The following is a 15722-nucleotide window of genomic DNA, read 5'->3' as shown; positions in this document are numbered from 1 at the left end:
GGGTTAAATGTAGATTCGCCAGATTTCACTTTAGCAGCTTCCTCGTGGTTTTTTGTCTCCTCACTTTTAACTAACTCCTCAAACGTTTTTGGAAGACTTTCGTGCGGAACTGCTGTAGAGGCGAATCCGAAATTGAAAAGTAATAAAAACGCTAATAACGCTGAAAATTTCATGTATAATTCCTTTGTTTCTAAATTGCGTGCAAAATTATAGTAAATTAACCACTTACCAAAGTCAAATGCTAAAAATCATTAAACTTTTTTTAACTTTAAATTAATTAAGCGAATAAACACTAAAACTTCGGCTAGCAAAATTACAAAATAACTTATAATTAATTGCACAACATTTGATTTAATTTGTTCATTCACAACAATCAATGCTAATACAATTGCCATCTTCGCTATCATCCCTCCCATAAAGGCAAAACCAACATATTCTGGAAATTTTATCTTCACAAAACATCCAACTTGCAAAATTATTAACGTAATTAATCCAATTATTAAATACATTTTTGGAACAATTAGCGGATTTTCGCTAAAATTATAATGCACAACAATTGCGTAATGAATACCACAAAAAATTGCTACCATTGCAATAAAAGAAAGTGCTAAAAGAATAAATTTCTTAATCATTAAAATTATTTTTTCGGTAATTGCTTCAACATCAAATATAATCCTGCAAAAACTCCCAGCAAAGATAAGCCAGCCGTCCATAATGGCTTGTCTGTTTCCATTTTTTTATCCAAAAAAGTTCCTAACCAAGCAAATAACGCAATCGTTACCGCCATCTGTATTCCCGTCGCAGAAAACTTTAAATATTGATTTACACCTTCGGACTTTCGTTCTTCTTTCATAAGTTTTATGTAATTTTGCAAAAAATTATTTCGTGGTAAAGATAGGAAACATAGAATTACCAGACTTCCCTTTATTGCTTGCACCGATGGAAGATGTGAGTGATCCGCCATTTCGTCGCCTATGCAAAATACATGGTGCAGACTTGATGTATACAGAGTTTATTTCTTCTGAAGGATTGATTCGTGATGCAATAAAAAGTCGTCAAAAATTAGATATTTTTGATTACGAACGTCCAATTGGTATTCAGATTTTTGGTGGAGATGAAGAGGCAATGGCGATGTCAGCTAAAATTGTTGAAACTGTTCAACCAGATATTGTTGATATTAACTTTGGATGTCCCGTAAAAAAAGTGGTTTGTAAAGGCGCAGGAGCTGGTGTTTTAAAAGATATAGATTTGATGGTACGTTTAACAAAATCTGTCGTTGAAAGTACGCATTTACCAGTTACTGTAAAAACACGTTTGGGTTGGGATTCTGACTCGATTAACATTTATGAAGTTGCCGAGCGTTTGCAAGAAACAGGTATCAAGGCATTGTCAATTCACGGACGTACGCGTACGCAGATGTATAAAGGACAAGCAAATTGGGAACCGATTGCAAAGGTAAAAGCGAACCCAAATATTGAGATTCCGATTTTTGGAAATGGAGATATTGATTCGCCACAAAAAGCCATCGAATACAAAGAAAAATACGGTGTAGATGGTGTAATGATTGGTCGTGCGGCGATTGGTTATCCTTGGATTTTCGAGCAAATTAAACATTATCGAGAAACAGGTGAATTGTTACCAGAACCAACAATTGTAGAACGAATGGAAGCGGCTAAAAACCACTTAAATTGGGCGATTGATTGGAAAGGTGAACGTACAGGAATTTTAGAAACACGTATGCATTATACCAATTATTTCAAAGGAATTCCGAATTTCAAACCTTACCGTACAAAATTAGTCACACAAGATAATCTTGTTGATTTGATGCAAACTTTCGAAGAAATCGAAAAAAAATTTATTCCAACATTAGAAGAAATTTAATCGTTAGAAATAATTCATTAATATAAAAAAATCCACCAAAAAACTTGGTGGATTTTTCATTTAAACTTGAGACTATAATTAATTACAATTATCTACAAGCAACACTTCTTCTGGATTCAGCGTATCATATTTCATCAATACAACTTCGTCCACGTCTGCTCTAGATCGTAAAGTAACTTCATAAACTTCATCATTAACAGGATATTGTATCGTTGCTTTCGGACGTTTAAATGTTCCGCTAGTTTCCACAACAACACCTTCTACGCATTTCCCTGTTTTAGCCAATTGATCTTCTAATTGACTTTTCGAATATTGACTAAATCCGAATGCTGCAAGACCTAAAATTGCGATGACGATATAAAAATATTTTTTCATAGAATTAAAATTTAATGTTTCGTATTAGTTTTGTTTGAAACAAATTTAGATTCAATTCTATCGTTATAAAATCCCTATTATTAGCTAATTTTTAGTTTCGTGTTTGGTTTTCAGCGCATAAAGTGCAAAAGTTCCCAACCAATGACTTCCCATATAATCGTCATTTGTAATATTATTTAAGGAATAATTGAGATGATTTTGCGCAATTTTATTCAAATGTTTTAACTCTGGCAATTTATGTTCGATTTGATACAAAGCCGTTGCACGACTAAAATTCAATCCATCCAAATGCACCAAATGTCCATCTGTACGATCCGAAACTACACCAGGTTTCAAGTCAAAATTCTTTTTTTGTAACTGAGGCAAAAATCCTTTCAGCCATTTTTTATATTCATCATGCGGATGAATTTTAGACATCAACAAAGCTTCTTCCAAACAAGCAGAAAGAAAATCTGATCCACTTGGTTCGAAAGCAATATTGCAACTTTTATCTTTTAAATAAAGACGATTAGCATTATCAATAATCACTTTTTCGAATGTTTTATCATTCACAGAACGTGCATAATCTATCGCTAAGCTCAAACCAAAAGCTGTGTTATCATGCGTACCTGTACGAATTGGATAAACTAATTTCGGCAAATATTCTTTGTATCGAACAATAATCAAATCACTCAAAGGTTTCATATTTTTTGCCCAAACTTGCGCATCTTTATCTTGCCAATGATTCAATTCCATTTGCAATTGTAACAACCAAGCCCAACCATAAGTACGCTCGAAATTCTTGTTATTTTTATCATTGAAAAAGGCCATTTCAACCGCAACATTTTCTGCTGTAATCAATTGATTTAACTCATTTCTAACCTGATTATTTTGATCCAATTCAGGAAAATTTTTCATCAATTTCACAATCGACCAAAATCCATGCACAGACGAATGCCAATCAAAACAACCATAAAAAATTGGACGCAATTGCTTTGGCGTTTTAAGATCTGCATCACTTCCCAAAACATTTCCTAATTTATTCGGGTATTCTACAGAAATACAATGCGTTGGTAATTCAAATATTTTTTTGGCTTGATCTAAGTGTAATTCTTGCGCAAATGCAGTTGTCGTTAGTAAAGTTGTTAAATAGAGTAATTTTTTCATCAAAATGTTTTTACCAAATTACTAATTTTTATTCGAGTCCAGGAATTTTTTCAATTCTTCTTTTGTTTGTAAACTTTCAGGAAAATTTTTCAGATTTTGTTCAAAAAACTGTTTTGCTAAATCCGTTTTCTTTTGTTTTACCAGATAATTTGCAACATTGTTGATATACGTTTCTGTTGGTTGAAAAGAATAATTCAACTTTCTAGAAATCGATTCAAACGAATCTTTTACCAAATTTGGTCGATTCGGAATCTCTTTAATATTCACACGATAACCATCAAACTGCCAACGTAAATAATCAATCGAGCCAATCATCGGAACCGAACCATGTTCTTCGTCAACATATTGTTTGTAATGATAATTCAACGATTTATTCTTCGAAAATTTCAAACGTTCGTCCACCTTTTTTATGCTTTGATAATGATCGCGTAAATGATTTGTATTTTGACCTTCTCCGACTTGCGTAATCATCAAAAATCGATTCTCGAAAGAATGATTTTCTAAGTTTTGATAAAGATTCAATAATTCTTTGTCATTAAACCAAATACTTGGATCGTGCGCAACATATCCATTGAAAGTTTTGGGGTGATTGTACAAGGTTTTCAACGCAAAATAGCCACCCAAAGAATGTCCAATTAACAAACGAAAATCATTCACACGATAATTTTTCTGCATAAAAGGAAACAATTCAGTTTGAATAAAATTGAGGAAATTAACATCATTCACATGTGTAAAATCTTTTGTCCGATCACCATTTTTATTTGTAATTCCGACAATGATCGATTCGGGCATTTCTGGATAAAAACCAGATTGAAATTTAGAAACTACACCTGTTAAAAACGTAAAATTAGATTCGGCATCTAACACATAAATCACAGGATAATTTACTTTTTGAAGTTTATTATTGGTATACGACTCGGGAAGATTCACCCAAATTTCTCGTTCAGTATTTAAGATTTTAGAATTTATTTTTTGGATTTCACCAATTGTTAATTTCTCTTGCGAAAAACCGATTTGCGAGAAAATCAAACAAAATAAAAGTAGGATTTTTTTCATGTATAAAATTTTTCTAAAAATAGTTATTTAGAATTATTCTACACAAATGATTTTGGACAGAAAAAACGACCTCATCATGAAGTCGTTTTTCTGTATAATTTGTATTTTTTTAACTAAAAATATTCCATTTCAAGCCAAGTTGAAATTTGAAATCTCGGTACGGAACATTTGGTGCTGCAAAATAATCAGGTTGTTTTGTAAACGACGCATTGATATGCTCACCACGAATGTAAAAACGCATATTACGAACCTTGAAATTGATAAAAACATCCAAAATAGGATAACCACCAATCTCTTGTATATTTGCTGGATCTTGCAACGCAAATTCGTTCAGAATCGGGATGTAACGCAAACCATTGTATTTCGTAAAATATGTTGCATTAATACCAGCTTGCAATTGAGCATTCTTGTTGAATAATTCTCCTTGCCAATACAATGTTTCACGAATCAAGAAATCTGGCAAAGGCATATATTCTTCGTTTTTCGTTACTTTTTGATATTGCGCTGTCGAAACCAAATTAATCTTTCCGAAACGTAAATGATTTTCACCTTTTATCTTGAAATAATTGATATTATCCGCCAATTGCTCATAATTCAAAATATCATTCAAATACACTTTATTGTCAATATTATAAATTGAAGCTTCTAAAGTCGTGTTGACTTTATCTAACTTTAATTTTGCAAAAAGGTTTTGAACATTTTCGGTTTCAAATTTATTAACGTAGTTAAAATTATTAAAGAAACTTTGATTATAAACCGCATTCAACGAAGGAAGTTTTGACTGAATAACCGCTCCTGCGCTCAATGTATAACCTTCTATCGGCGTCACATCTAAAACTGCATCTACATTATAAACACTTTTGTAATTATCAGATTGCAGATATTCAACATTTCCGTAAAGTTTCAATTTTTCATTCCAATCAAAATCCACTTTTCCAACAACTCCAAAAAGATTTTCCTCTATTTGCTTTGGAACTGCAACAATCGTCATGGCTTGATCAGCAAAAACGCGCAAATTCTGGAATTTAACACCAGCCTCTATCTTCACACGATCTGTCCACTGAAAACCAGCAGTTGTCGTATTGGATAAATCTGTAAAACTCTTTTTACTTCTATAATCCATTCCTGTAATAATCGGTGTAGAATATAAAGTTCCGTTTGGTGACGTATCCTCGTAGCGATATTTTTGTTTTTCATACGAAAATTTATTCTTCAATTCAATTGGATTATAAAAAGTCGAATCTTTTTCATTCATTTTTTTTAAGATTCCGTACGAAGCATTCAATTCAATTCGACGTGCATCAAATTCAGATTTTGCTGTCTGCGAATTCACGGGAATATTACGAACATTTGTCATTCTGCGATCATCTTGCAAAATAAAATCGTTGATATCTTCTATTCCACCGTTCTCATTATTTTTCAGATTTTGTGCTGCATAGTTCCACCACAATTTGAAACGTTCCGATTTTGTTTTATAATTTGATGAAAAAACAAAGGTATTATTCTGCGCTTTTTCATGACGATAACGACCTTCAGAAATTAATCCACGATAATGAAACGTATAATTGAATTGCTTGTTGAAATTATGCGAAAATGTTGAAGACAAAAAGTTACCTTCTTTAACACCATTCTCGTAAATAAACTCGGTATATGGCGTTTTGACATCATAATATTTGATATCATTTGCATAATAATAATTGTATTTTTTACCAGTTGGTAACATCGACGGATTGAATGGCGTATTTTGATACTCCAAATCCACCACTACACCACCAACATTCGGAAAAAATAATTTTCCGAACGCATCATTGCGAATAAAATTTTGATTATAATAGTTTTTGATACTTAATGTCGTATCCAAAACCTCTGGTTTTCTGCCATTTGTCCAAAACTTATAATCGTCTATTTTGGTTTTATAATATGTAACCGAATCATTTGTTGATGATCCTTTTAATGGTTTTAAAACTTTTATTGAATCCTCCTGAGCTTGCGCTACAACAGCTCCTAATAAAAATAAACCAATGATTGTTTTTTTCATCCTGTTGAATAAATCCTTACAAAAGTAATCTAAAATTGAGAGATACAAAAAAACCCACTTATTTCTAAGTGGGCAAATGTTATAAAAATGTTTAATTCGTTAGTTTATTTCCATAAAGGATGTTGTACAGCCAATGGATTAAGAATTAATTGTCCATTAGAAAATGGAAAAACAAAATACTTACTACCTATAGGTACATCACAGTTTCCAGGACAATTTGTTCCTTTATTAATTGGTAAATTATAACGTTTTAAATCTAAAAAGCGTTGTCCTTCACCAAAAAATTCTTTATTTCTTTCTGTCAAGATATCTTGTAATAAATTACCTCCAGAATAAGCATTTCCTTTTCTAGTTAAAGCAAACTCATTTAATTTAGACAGCGCTTCAGTATTATTTCCTAATTGATATAACGCTTCGATTCTATTTAAATAAGCTTCCGAAAATCTTAAAATTTTATTATTTCTCGTATAGTTTCCTCCTGTCGATGCTCTTTCAAATTTACGTATCCAAACTCCTTTTGGAAAATCCTCTGTAGGAATACTTTGAGTAGAAAATAATATTTTTCTTACATCATTACTTGCAAAACTATTATATAAAGCTTCTTTTGCTAAAAGTCCTTTTCGAGAACCCGTTCTACTATAATAAACACTTAAAGAATTATTAACACCTGGATTATTTAATGTATTAAAATCTAATTCCCAAACAGTTTCTGGTTGATTTTCAGCTAAATCATCGTTATTTAAAGCAAAATAGCTTTCAAAATTATCTGGATTAATTGGAGAAAAAGACTTAGGAGAGTTACTTATAATATCCTCTGTTAAATTATACGCTAATTGAGCATCACCTTGATTTTGCCTTGTTAAATAAACTCGTGACAACATTAATTTTGCAGCTGTTTTAGTAATATAGATTTTACTTGTCATTTCTGCTTTAGCATTTTCTATTGCATAATTTAAATCTTCAACAATTAATTTATAAACATCACTAACAGATGATCGAGCTATTTTTTCATCAGGATTATAAGGGTAAACGGCAATTGGCACACCTATATCTTGGTTAAGTCCTGATTTAGGAGAAGCTGAATAATAAGTTAATAGGTTAAAATAAGTAATAGCTCTTAATGCTCTTGCCTCAGCTTTATATTGCTTATTAATAGATGTATCTTCTAACTCATTATTAATTACAAAATTTGCATTTTGAATAACATCATAAGCAGAACGATAAAAGTCTATATCTCCAGTATTAGTAGGGTCATAATTCATCATTATAAGACCTGTTAGACCTCCACTATTTTTATTACTTCTAAAAAAAGAATCTCCTAATAAATCTCCAAAAAAGAAAAAATTAGAACCATATAATGATGATGATGATATTTTTAAATAAGTTCCCATTAAAAATTTATTTACATCATCTTCTGTTTTTATAGCATCTCCCATTGTCTCTTCATAAGGAGGTTTTAAATCTAAAATATCTTCACTACAAGAATTAAAAATATTGAGTGAAAGAATACAAGCTATTGTAAATATTGTTTTTTTCATTGAATTAATTTTTAAAAGTCTAATGACATTCCTATTGAAAAACTTTTCATAATTGGAGTAGTGTAATTAAACACTCCTTTCCCCATAAAAGACCAAGCATTGCTAATTGACTCTGGATCAAAATTTAAATCTTTATCAAACGCATACGTCCATAAGTTAAAGCCTTTCGCATATAAAGTTAAATTCTTAACACCTGTTTGTTGTTTAAATTTATCTCCAAAACTATAAGCTAGTTTCACTTCTTTTAAACGAATATGATCTCCTTTTCTTATCCAACGATCAGACTCTAAACGACTACTATTTGGGTTGTTTAATTGAGGTTTTGGATTCGCGGCATCTGTATTTTCTGGAGTCCAATAATCCATAGCATCTGTTATCTGATTTCTTCCAGGAAAGTTTCCATCATTAAAAAAGAATGAATGATACCCATTATTTACATAAAAATCAAATTGACCTGAAAACATTACACTTAAAGATAATCCTTTGTAAGAGAATGTATTTGTAATACCTGCCATATATTTAGGGAAAGCAGATTTATCTAACCAAACCTTTTCAGCTTTACTCTTATCCGTTGTGATTGTTGTTCTTGAAGCATCTGTATACCAACTTCCAACCCCTAACTCTCCAACATTCGGATCATTATTCGGACCAGCCCATAACCATGTATAATATTCTCCTAACAATTTACCACCAGCTAGTGCATTTAGTTGTGAATATTCATAAATTTCATCTTCTATATTAAGCTTTTCTATTTTATTTATATTTCTTGAAAAGTTAGCATTGATATCCCATTTAAAATCTTTGTTAACTGGTGTACTTGTTAATGTAATTTCAAATCCTTTATTAGAAATATCAGCAACATTTGCTGTATAACTACTTGGACTCCCTGACTCAGGCTTAGTAACAGCACTAAATAAAGCTCCTTCTGTTTGTTTGTCATAATATGAAAAGATTAAACCAAGTGCTTTTTTATATAAGTTAACTTCAAAACCTACGTCCAATTGCTTAGAAATTTCCCAATCTAAATTAGCATTTCCTGGTGAAGATATAGATGCATAATAGTTATCACCATATGGATAAGGTGTTGTCGTTGAAGATGCAACCAATGCATAGTAATCATATTGTCTTCCCCACATATCAGCAAAAGGGACATTCCCTAAACGTCCATAACTTCCTCTTAAAATTAGATTATCAACAACAGAAGATCCTTTTAAAAATTCCTCCTTTCCAAGGTCCCAACTTCCTGCTACAGACCAAAAAACTCCTCCACGATTCTTTTTTGGTAAAACAGAAATTCTATCATATCTAACTTGTCCTGTTAAAGTGTATTTATTATCATAAATATAACTTAATCTAGAAAAATAAGAATCTTGTCTCCATTTAAAAAAATAACCAGCACCTCTATCAACATCTATATATTTTTCTGGATCAGAATATTGAAAATCTGGTATTGGTTCAGAAAAATCTCTTCCTTGTTTTTGTCTCAACTTATATTCATGATCTTGATAATCAGAACCTATAGAGAATTCTAAATCATGTAGATCATTAAATTTCTTTTTAAACGATAATGTATTTGTCCAGTTCCAATCCCAAATGTGAGTTTCACCAGTTTGCATAAACCCGTTTTGTGCAATACCGTCTCCAAAATTAGGATTCCACCATACAACTTCATCCATTAATTGCCTTTGCCCTCCAAAAACAGTATTAAAAGTTAAATATTTAAGAAACTTATATTCTGCAGTAAACGACCCTAAATATGTATCAATTTTTCCTTTTAAATAATTGTTATGTAAATTACCAATTGGATTAAATCCTGCTGTCACTTCTCCTAAATTAGTTTGATTATAAGTTCCATCAGGATTATAAATTGATTTGGTTGTTGGAATAAATAAAGATGACAACCAAGGATTTGCAGAAGCATTTGCATCAGGAATTGTTTTTCTTTTAACACCTGTGTAATTTAAAGAAAAACCATATTTTAAATTATCTGTTATCTTTTGATCAAAAGCTAAAATAGCACTTTTTCTATCAAAATCAGTTGTTTGAATTAAAGGCTTATTCTTGTAATATGTAACTCCAGCACGATATGAAATACCATTTGTTCCTCCTGTTACTGAAAAATTATATGTATTTACAAACGATTGATTGCGTTGAACAGCTTTTCTCCAATTCGTTTCTGTTTTTCCATCCCAATTAGGATCATTATTTTTAATAAACTGATTTGTTGCTTCTTCAAGTGAACTAAAAGTCTGTCCTAATGCTTGTTGAGAATTAAAATAAGTTTGCCCTCCATATTGATGATACTGACTAGCATTCATCATATTAATTTTATCAAAAGCTATGTCTTGGATTGCCATATCTGATGAAAAATTAAAACGTGGAGTTTGTCCATATTTACCTTTTTTCGTAGTAACAACGATAACACCATTTGCTCCCCTTGCTCCATATAAAGCAGTCGCAGAAGCGTCTTTAAGAACAGTAACATTTTCAATCATGTTAGGGTCAATCGAAGATAATGGATTCCACGACTCCATTAAACTAGCATTATCAGCTCCTTTACCAACTACTATACCATCAATGACATACAATGGATTTGGAGTTCCTAAAATAGATCCAACTCCACGAATCAATATCATATTTGAAGAACCTGGATCTCCACTAGCTGTAGAATAATTAAGACCTGCAACACGCCCATTTAATACTTCATCAATAGATGACACAGGTGTATTTTCAAAATTATCTCTGGATACAATAGTATAAGATCCTACTTTTTGCGCAGGATCAAGTTTAATTCCTCCAATAATATTTACCGTTCCAAGTTCTATATTATCAGAAGCCTTTGTAGTAAATTTTACCTCTCCTAATGTTGTAGAAGTAACTTTTATCGTTTTTTCTTCTCCATTAGAATCAATAATTTTTAATATATCACCAACTTTGGCGTCTACATTAAAATTTCCTTCCACATCAGTGAATACTGAAGCGCCTGTTCTTGTAACAATCACCTCAACTTCATCCATTGGAAAACCATTCGAGTCTTTTAAGACTCCTTTAACTTGGGCATAAGCCAAACTTCCCATCAAAAACATTGATAGAATGCCCAAAGAAGTAAATCTTCTCCTCATATTGTGTTAATTTTTAGTGCTAATTATTACAAATATGAGAAAAAAACTTAAAATATCTAAATAAATTGTTAAATAAAATAATGTATAATGAAAAAACCCACTTATTTCTAAGTGGGTTAAATATTTTATAAATCTTTCTTAAAAAGTGAAAGTTGTTCCGTCAGCGCCATCTTTTAGTTGGATACCTAATGCACTTAATTGATCACGAATCTGATCTGATAAAGCCCAATTTTTATCCACACGTGCCTGATTACGCATTTCGATTAGCATTTTTACTACACCATCTAATTTGTCAGAACTTTCGTTTGCAGCTTCTGTATCTAAACCTAAAACATCATGAACAAAACCATTCATAATCGCTTTTAAACGTTCTAAATCTTCTGCTGTAATATTCTCGAAACTATCTTTGATTGAATTAATCATTTTTACTGCATCAAATAAATGAGCGATCAATATTGGCGTATTGAAATCATCATCCATTGCGGTGTATAATTTCGCTTCTAATTCATCAATATTAACGGTAGAAGTTTTCTTTGGTGTAATTGTTTCTAATGTTTTTAATGCTTCAACCAAACGATTATATCCTTTTTCTGAAGCTAACATTGCATCATTCGAGATATCTAAAACACTGCGATAATGCGCTTGTAAGAAACAAAAACGTACAACAGCAGGATGAAATGGTTTTTCGAAGAAATCATTTTCACCATTCACTAATTGCATTGGTAAAATGTAATTTCCAGTCGATTTACTCATACGCTGACCATTCATTGTCAACATATTTGCATGCATCCAATATTTTACTGGTTCGTGACCGTTAGAACCTTTTGCTTGCGCAATTTCACATTCGTGATGAGGGAATTTAAGATCCATCCCTCCTCCATGAATATCGAAATAATCTCCAAGATATTTTGTACTCATCACTGTACATTCTAAGTGCCAACCAGGGAAACCATCTCCCCAAGGTGAAGCCCAACGCATAATGTGAGCAGGCGAAGCATTTTTCCAAAGTGCAAAATCAACTGGATTTTTCTTCTCTCCTTGCCCGTCTAAATCTCTTGTATTATTGATTAATTCTTCGATGTTACGATTACTCAATTCACCATAATCAAGTCCTTTTTTGTTGTAAGCTTCTACATCAAAATAAACTGATCCGTTTACTTCATAAGCAAATCCTAAATCAATTAATTTCTTCGCTAAAGCAATTTGTTCTAAAATATGTCCCGTTGCTGTAGGCTCGATTGTTGGAGGTAATAAATTAAATTTCTCTAGAACTTTATGAAAATCAACCGTATATTTCTGTACGATTTCCATTGGTTCTAATTTCTCTAATTTAGATTGTTTTACAAAACGATCATTTTCTACATTTCCATCATCTGTTAAATGCCCAGCATCAGTAATATTACGAACGTAACGAACTTTGTAACCCAAAAATTTTAGGTAACGATAAATCATATCAAACGACATAAACGTACGCACATTCCCAAGATGCACATTACTGTAAACGGTAGGTCCACAAACATACATTCCAACATTATCTTGATTAATTGGTTCGAACGTTTCTTTCTGTCCCGTTAAGGAATTATGTAATTTTAATTGATTTTCTTTTACCATTTTATAGGATTTATATTTTAAACATTAAAAGTAGTTTTCATTCCGATGTACGAAATAAACTCTTTTCTTAATTGCTCATTGTCTTTAAATGCTCCACCGTATTCGGCAGTAACTGTACTTGATTCGATGTCTTTGATTCCGCGCGAATTCACACACAAATGTTTCGCATCAATAATACATGCAACATCATCAGTTCCCAAAGCTTCTTGCATTGCTTTCACAATTTGCATTGTCAAACGCTCTTGTACTTGCGGACGTTTTGCATAATATTCTACAATACGATTCATTTTAGACAATCCGATTACTTTCCCTTTCGAGATGTAACCTACATGTGCACGTCCAACAATTGGTAAAAAGTGATGCTCGCAAGTCGAATAAACCACGATATCCTTTTCAACCAACATTTGATTGTAGTTATATTTATTTTCGAAAGTTGACATTCCAGGCTTACGCTCTGGCAATAAACCACCAAAAATTTCTTTTACGAACATTTTCGCAACACGTTTTGGCGTTCCTTTCAAACTATCATCTGTTAAATCTAAGCCTAAAGTTTCCATGATGTTACGGAAATCCGCTTCTATCTTTTCCACTTTTTCTTCAGCAGACAACTCAAAGGCATCAGCTCTCAAAGGCGTTTCTAAGTTTGCTGAAATATGGTCGTCCCCCATTTCGTCATGAAGATGTTTATCACACATTACATAAAAATTTCTGCAAATTTATAAAAGATAGTGTTATAAAACCTTATCAAATCTCAATTATTCCATCTGAAATGATTTCTATCTTTTATCAAATCAATGAAAAGATTATCTTTGAAGTATCACAAATTCGAAAAAATGATCAAGAAAACTTACGGTATCGATTTTCTTTCGTTCGAGGATTACAAAAGAATCAAAGAAGGAAACATCGAAATTGAACTTAATGAAGCGAGTAAACAACAAATCTTAAAATCGCAACAAAATGTTGCTAAAATAGTTGCTTCTGGACAAACAGTTTATGGAATTAATACTGGTTTTGGACCACTTTGCGACACTAAAATTTCGGAAGAAGAAACGCGTCAACTTCAACATAATTTATTAATCAGTCATGCGGTTGGTGTTGGAAATCCAATCAAGAAAGAAATTTCTAAAACCATGTTAATTGCAAAAGCACATGCTTTATCAAAAGGATATTCTGGTGTGACTTTAGATGTTGTGGAACGAATTTTATTAATGGTTGAAAAAGATATTATTCCAGTCGTTCCTGAAAAAGGATCTGTTGGAGCATCTGGAGATTTAGCGCCTTTATCGCATTTATTTTTACCATTAATTGGTGAAGGAAAAGTTTGGGATGGCGATACAATTGTTTCGACAAAAAAAGCTTTAGCCAAACATAATCTACAACCATTAAACTTATCCGCAAAAGAAGGTTTAGGATTAATCAATGGAACACAATTCATCTTATCTCATGCCTTACACGGATTAGAAAAATTCGAATATTTACTGAATTTAGCTGACGTTGCGGGTGCTTTATCACTGGAAGCATACGAAGGTTCGCCTCGTCCATTCGAAGAAGAATTACACCAAGTTCGTCCATTCAAAGGAACTTTATTGGTTGCAGAACGTATGCGAAATTTATTAAAAGGTTCTGAAATCGCTTTCTCTCACGCAGATTGTGGTCGTGTACAAGATCCATATTCATTGCGTTGTATGCCACAAGTTCATGGTGCATCACGAAATGCATTTTTCCATTTACAAGAATTAGCTGAAATCGAATTAAATTCTGTAACAGATAATCCAATTGTTGTTTCGGACGAAGAAGCTATTTCTGGTGGAAACTTCCACGGACAACCATTAGCAATGGTCTTAGATTATGCGACAGTTGCCGCTTCTGAATTAGGAAATATTTCGGATCGTCGTCAATATTTATTAATCGAAGGGAAATACGGGTTACCAAAATTATTAACAGAAAGTTCTGGTTTAAATTCTGGCTTTATGATTCCACAATATACTTCGGCTGCATTATGTACGGAGAACAAAACCTTATGTTTCCCTGCTTCTGCCGATAGTATTCCGACTTCATTAGGACAAGAAGATCACGTTTCGATGGGAAGTATTTCGGGACGAAAATTCAATCAAGTCTTAGACAATGTGGAACGTATTTTAGCTATTGAGCTGATGTATGCTTGCCAAGGTTTAGAATTTAGACGACCAAAGCAAACAAGTCCTTACTTAGAGCAAGTTTTTGCTGCTGTTCGCTCGGTATGTCCAAAATTAGAAGACGATCGTTTGATTGGAGATGATATCAACAATATTATTGATTTGTTGCAAACAGATGATTTCAAAAAATTAATATTAAGTTTTTAAGTTATCCTTTTCATCCAGAATTTGTCGAAGGATAAACTATTAATAATATAGAAAACTACTATATATAGAAGACTCTTCGACAAGCTCAGAGTGACAATTACAACAACGACAATCAAGTAAATGTCATTCCAATTAAAAAAAATATAATGTGTTCCTGAAACAAGTTCAGGATGACTTAACGATTAGTCAAGTTGAATTCATTTCAACTTCGCATCAAATTAAAATGTAATATGCTAAAATTCGATAAAAAATCATTCACCATAGCAATTATTATCTTTTTGATTGAAGTAATTATTGCATTGTACATCAAAGACAAAATCATTCGTCCTTTTGTTGGTGATATTTTAGTCGTGATTTTCATTTACTATTTTATCAAAGCATTTATCAACACAAAAGCGATTAACATTGCAATTTTTACGTTGATATTTTCTTTTGTAGTTGAAATTTTACAATATTTCAATTTTATAGAAATGATTGTTTTAGGACATAACAAAGCAGTTCGAATAATCATCGGAACTTCTTTTTCGTGGATTGATTTGCTTTGCTATTTCATTGGATTTGTTCTATTATTTTTGATTGATAAAGATTTGATGAAAGAAATGTAATTTGAACG

13 protein-coding genes are annotated in these 15722 nt (G+C 32.0%); 3 read left to right on the top strand and 10 right to left on the bottom strand.

From position 1 onward, the window contains the following. Nucleotides 1-251: 251 nt before the first annotated feature. Both B3R94_RS06515 and B3R94_RS06510 read right to left on the bottom strand, forming a co-directional pair. On the bottom strand, nt 252-632 hold the full coding sequence (locus B3R94_RS06515) for a hypothetical protein (RefSeq protein WP_038335112.1): 381 nt from the start codon (nt 630-632) through the stop codon (nt 252-254). Nucleotides 633-637: 5 nt separating this feature from the next. Further along, entirely contained in the window at nt 638-853 is a 216-nt protein-coding gene (locus B3R94_RS06510; protein WP_114997876.1) for an AtpZ/AtpI family protein, read from the bottom strand. A 32-nt stretch (nt 854-885) separates the two neighbouring features. On the opposite strand from B3R94_RS06510, the gene dusB reads away from it, so the two are divergent. After that, the gene (gene dusB, locus B3R94_RS06505) at nt 886-1881 is read left to right on the top strand and encodes a tRNA dihydrouridine synthase DusB (protein WP_291099467.1); all 996 of its coding nucleotides are present in this window, start codon (nt 886-888) and stop codon (nt 1879-1881) included. A 78-nt stretch (nt 1882-1959) separates the two neighbouring features. On the opposite strand, the gene B3R94_RS06500 is transcribed toward dusB, so the two are convergent. The 8 genes from B3R94_RS06500 to folE all read right to left on the bottom strand — a co-directional run bounded on the left by B3R94_RS06500 (nt 1960) and on the right by folE (nt 13462). Continuing rightward, nucleotides 1960-2256: a hypothetical protein gene (locus B3R94_RS06500; protein ID WP_038335098.1), complete on the bottom strand. Its 297-nt coding sequence runs from the start codon at nt 2254-2256 to the stop codon at nt 1960-1962. Between the two features lie 84 nt (nt 2257-2340). Next, the gene (locus tag B3R94_RS06495; protein WP_291099463.1) at nt 2341-3402 is read right to left on the bottom strand and encodes a DUF2891 domain-containing protein; all 1062 of its coding nucleotides are present in this window, start codon (nt 3400-3402) and stop codon (nt 2341-2343) included. Nucleotides 3403-3423: 21 nt separating this feature from the next. Beyond that, nucleotides 3424-4458 (bottom strand): alpha/beta hydrolase, encoded by a 1035-nt coding sequence (locus tag B3R94_RS06490; RefSeq protein WP_291099460.1) that lies wholly within the window; start codon nt 4456-4458, stop codon nt 3424-3426. 109 nt (nt 4459-4567) lie between these two features. Beyond that, complete coding sequence (locus B3R94_RS06485) at nt 4568-6496, bottom strand: putative porin (RefSeq protein ID WP_291099457.1); 1929 nt, start codon at nt 6494-6496, stop codon at nt 4568-4570. 104 nt (nt 6497-6600) lie between these two features. Next, nucleotides 6601-8034 carry a RagB/SusD family nutrient uptake outer membrane protein gene (locus B3R94_RS06480; protein ID WP_291099454.1) on the bottom strand — a complete coding sequence of 478 codons (1434 nt, stop codon included), beginning with the start codon at nt 8032-8034 and terminating at the stop codon, nt 6601-6603. Between the two features lie 11 nt (nt 8035-8045). Continuing rightward, entirely contained in the window at nt 8046-11156 is a 3111-nt protein-coding gene (locus B3R94_RS06475; protein WP_291099451.1) for a SusC/RagA family TonB-linked outer membrane protein, read from the bottom strand. 138 nt (nt 11157-11294) lie between these two features. Further along, a complete protein-coding gene (cysS, locus tag B3R94_RS06470) occupies nt 11295-12767 on the bottom strand; it encodes a cysteine--tRNA ligase (protein ID WP_114997901.1) in 1473 nt (490 codons plus the stop codon). Nucleotides 12768-12784: 17 nt separating this feature from the next. Next, on the bottom strand, nt 12785-13462 hold the full coding sequence (gene folE, locus B3R94_RS06465) for a GTP cyclohydrolase I FolE (protein WP_114997904.1): 678 nt from the start codon (nt 13460-13462) through the stop codon (nt 12785-12787). Between the two features lie 138 nt (nt 13463-13600). On the opposite strand from folE, the gene hutH reads away from it, so the two are divergent. Next, nucleotides 13601-15109, top strand: a complete 1509-nt coding sequence (hutH, locus tag B3R94_RS06460) for a histidine ammonia-lyase (RefSeq protein ID WP_291099445.1) — start codon at nt 13601-13603, stop codon at nt 15107-15109. Nucleotides 15110-15339: 230 nt separating this feature from the next. After that, complete coding sequence (locus B3R94_RS06455; protein WP_291099442.1) at nt 15340-15714, top strand: DUF2809 domain-containing protein; 375 nt, start codon at nt 15340-15342, stop codon at nt 15712-15714. Nucleotides 15715-15722: the final 8 nt, after the last annotated feature.

This window comes from Empedobacter sp. UBA7611, from assembly GCF_002484365.1.
Lineage (GTDB): Bacteria > Bacteroidota > Bacteroidia > Flavobacteriales > Weeksellaceae > Empedobacter > Empedobacter falsenii_B.
Note: the sequence above shows the minus strand (reverse complement) of the source record. Positions and strands in the feature narration are given on the sequence as shown.

Excerpts from the sequence above, each read along its gene's own strand:
- B3R94_RS06455 (WP_291099442.1), top strand. The coding sequence starts at position 15,340 with ATGCTAAAATTCGATAAAAAATCATTCACCATAGCAATTATTATCTTT.
- B3R94_RS06500 (WP_038335098.1), bottom strand. The coding sequence starts at position 2,256 with ATGAAAAAATATTTTTATATCGTCATCGCAATTTTAGGTCTTGCAGCA.
- cysS (WP_114997901.1), bottom strand. The coding sequence starts at position 12,767 with ATGGTAAAAGAAAATCAATTAAAATTACATAATTCCTTAACGGGACAG.
- B3R94_RS06485 (WP_291099457.1), bottom strand. The coding sequence starts at position 6,496 with ATGAAAAAAACAATCATTGGTTTATTTTTATTAGGAGCTGTTGTAGCG.
- B3R94_RS06480 (WP_291099454.1), bottom strand. The coding sequence starts at position 8,034 with ATGAAAAAAACAATATTTACAATAGCTTGTATTCTTTCACTCAATATT.
- folE (WP_114997904.1), bottom strand. The coding sequence starts at position 13,462 with ATGTGTGATAAACATCTTCATGACGAAATGGGGGACGACCATATTTCA.
- B3R94_RS06475 (WP_291099451.1), bottom strand. The coding sequence starts at position 11,156 with ATGAGGAGAAGATTTACTTCTTTGGGCATTCTATCAATGTTTTTGATG.
- B3R94_RS06510 (WP_114997876.1), bottom strand. The coding sequence starts at position 853 with ATGAAAGAAGAACGAAAGTCCGAAGGTGTAAATCAATATTTAAAGTTT.
- hutH (WP_291099445.1), top strand. The coding sequence starts at position 13,601 with ATGATCAAGAAAACTTACGGTATCGATTTTCTTTCGTTCGAGGATTAC.
- B3R94_RS06490 (WP_291099460.1), bottom strand. The coding sequence starts at position 4,458 with ATGAAAAAAATCCTACTTTTATTTTGTTTGATTTTCTCGCAAATCGGT.
- B3R94_RS06495 (WP_291099463.1), bottom strand. The coding sequence starts at position 3,402 with ATGAAAAAATTACTCTATTTAACAACTTTACTAACGACAACTGCATTT.
- B3R94_RS06515 (WP_038335112.1), bottom strand. The coding sequence starts at position 632 with ATGATTAAGAAATTTATTCTTTTAGCACTTTCTTTTATTGCAATGGTA.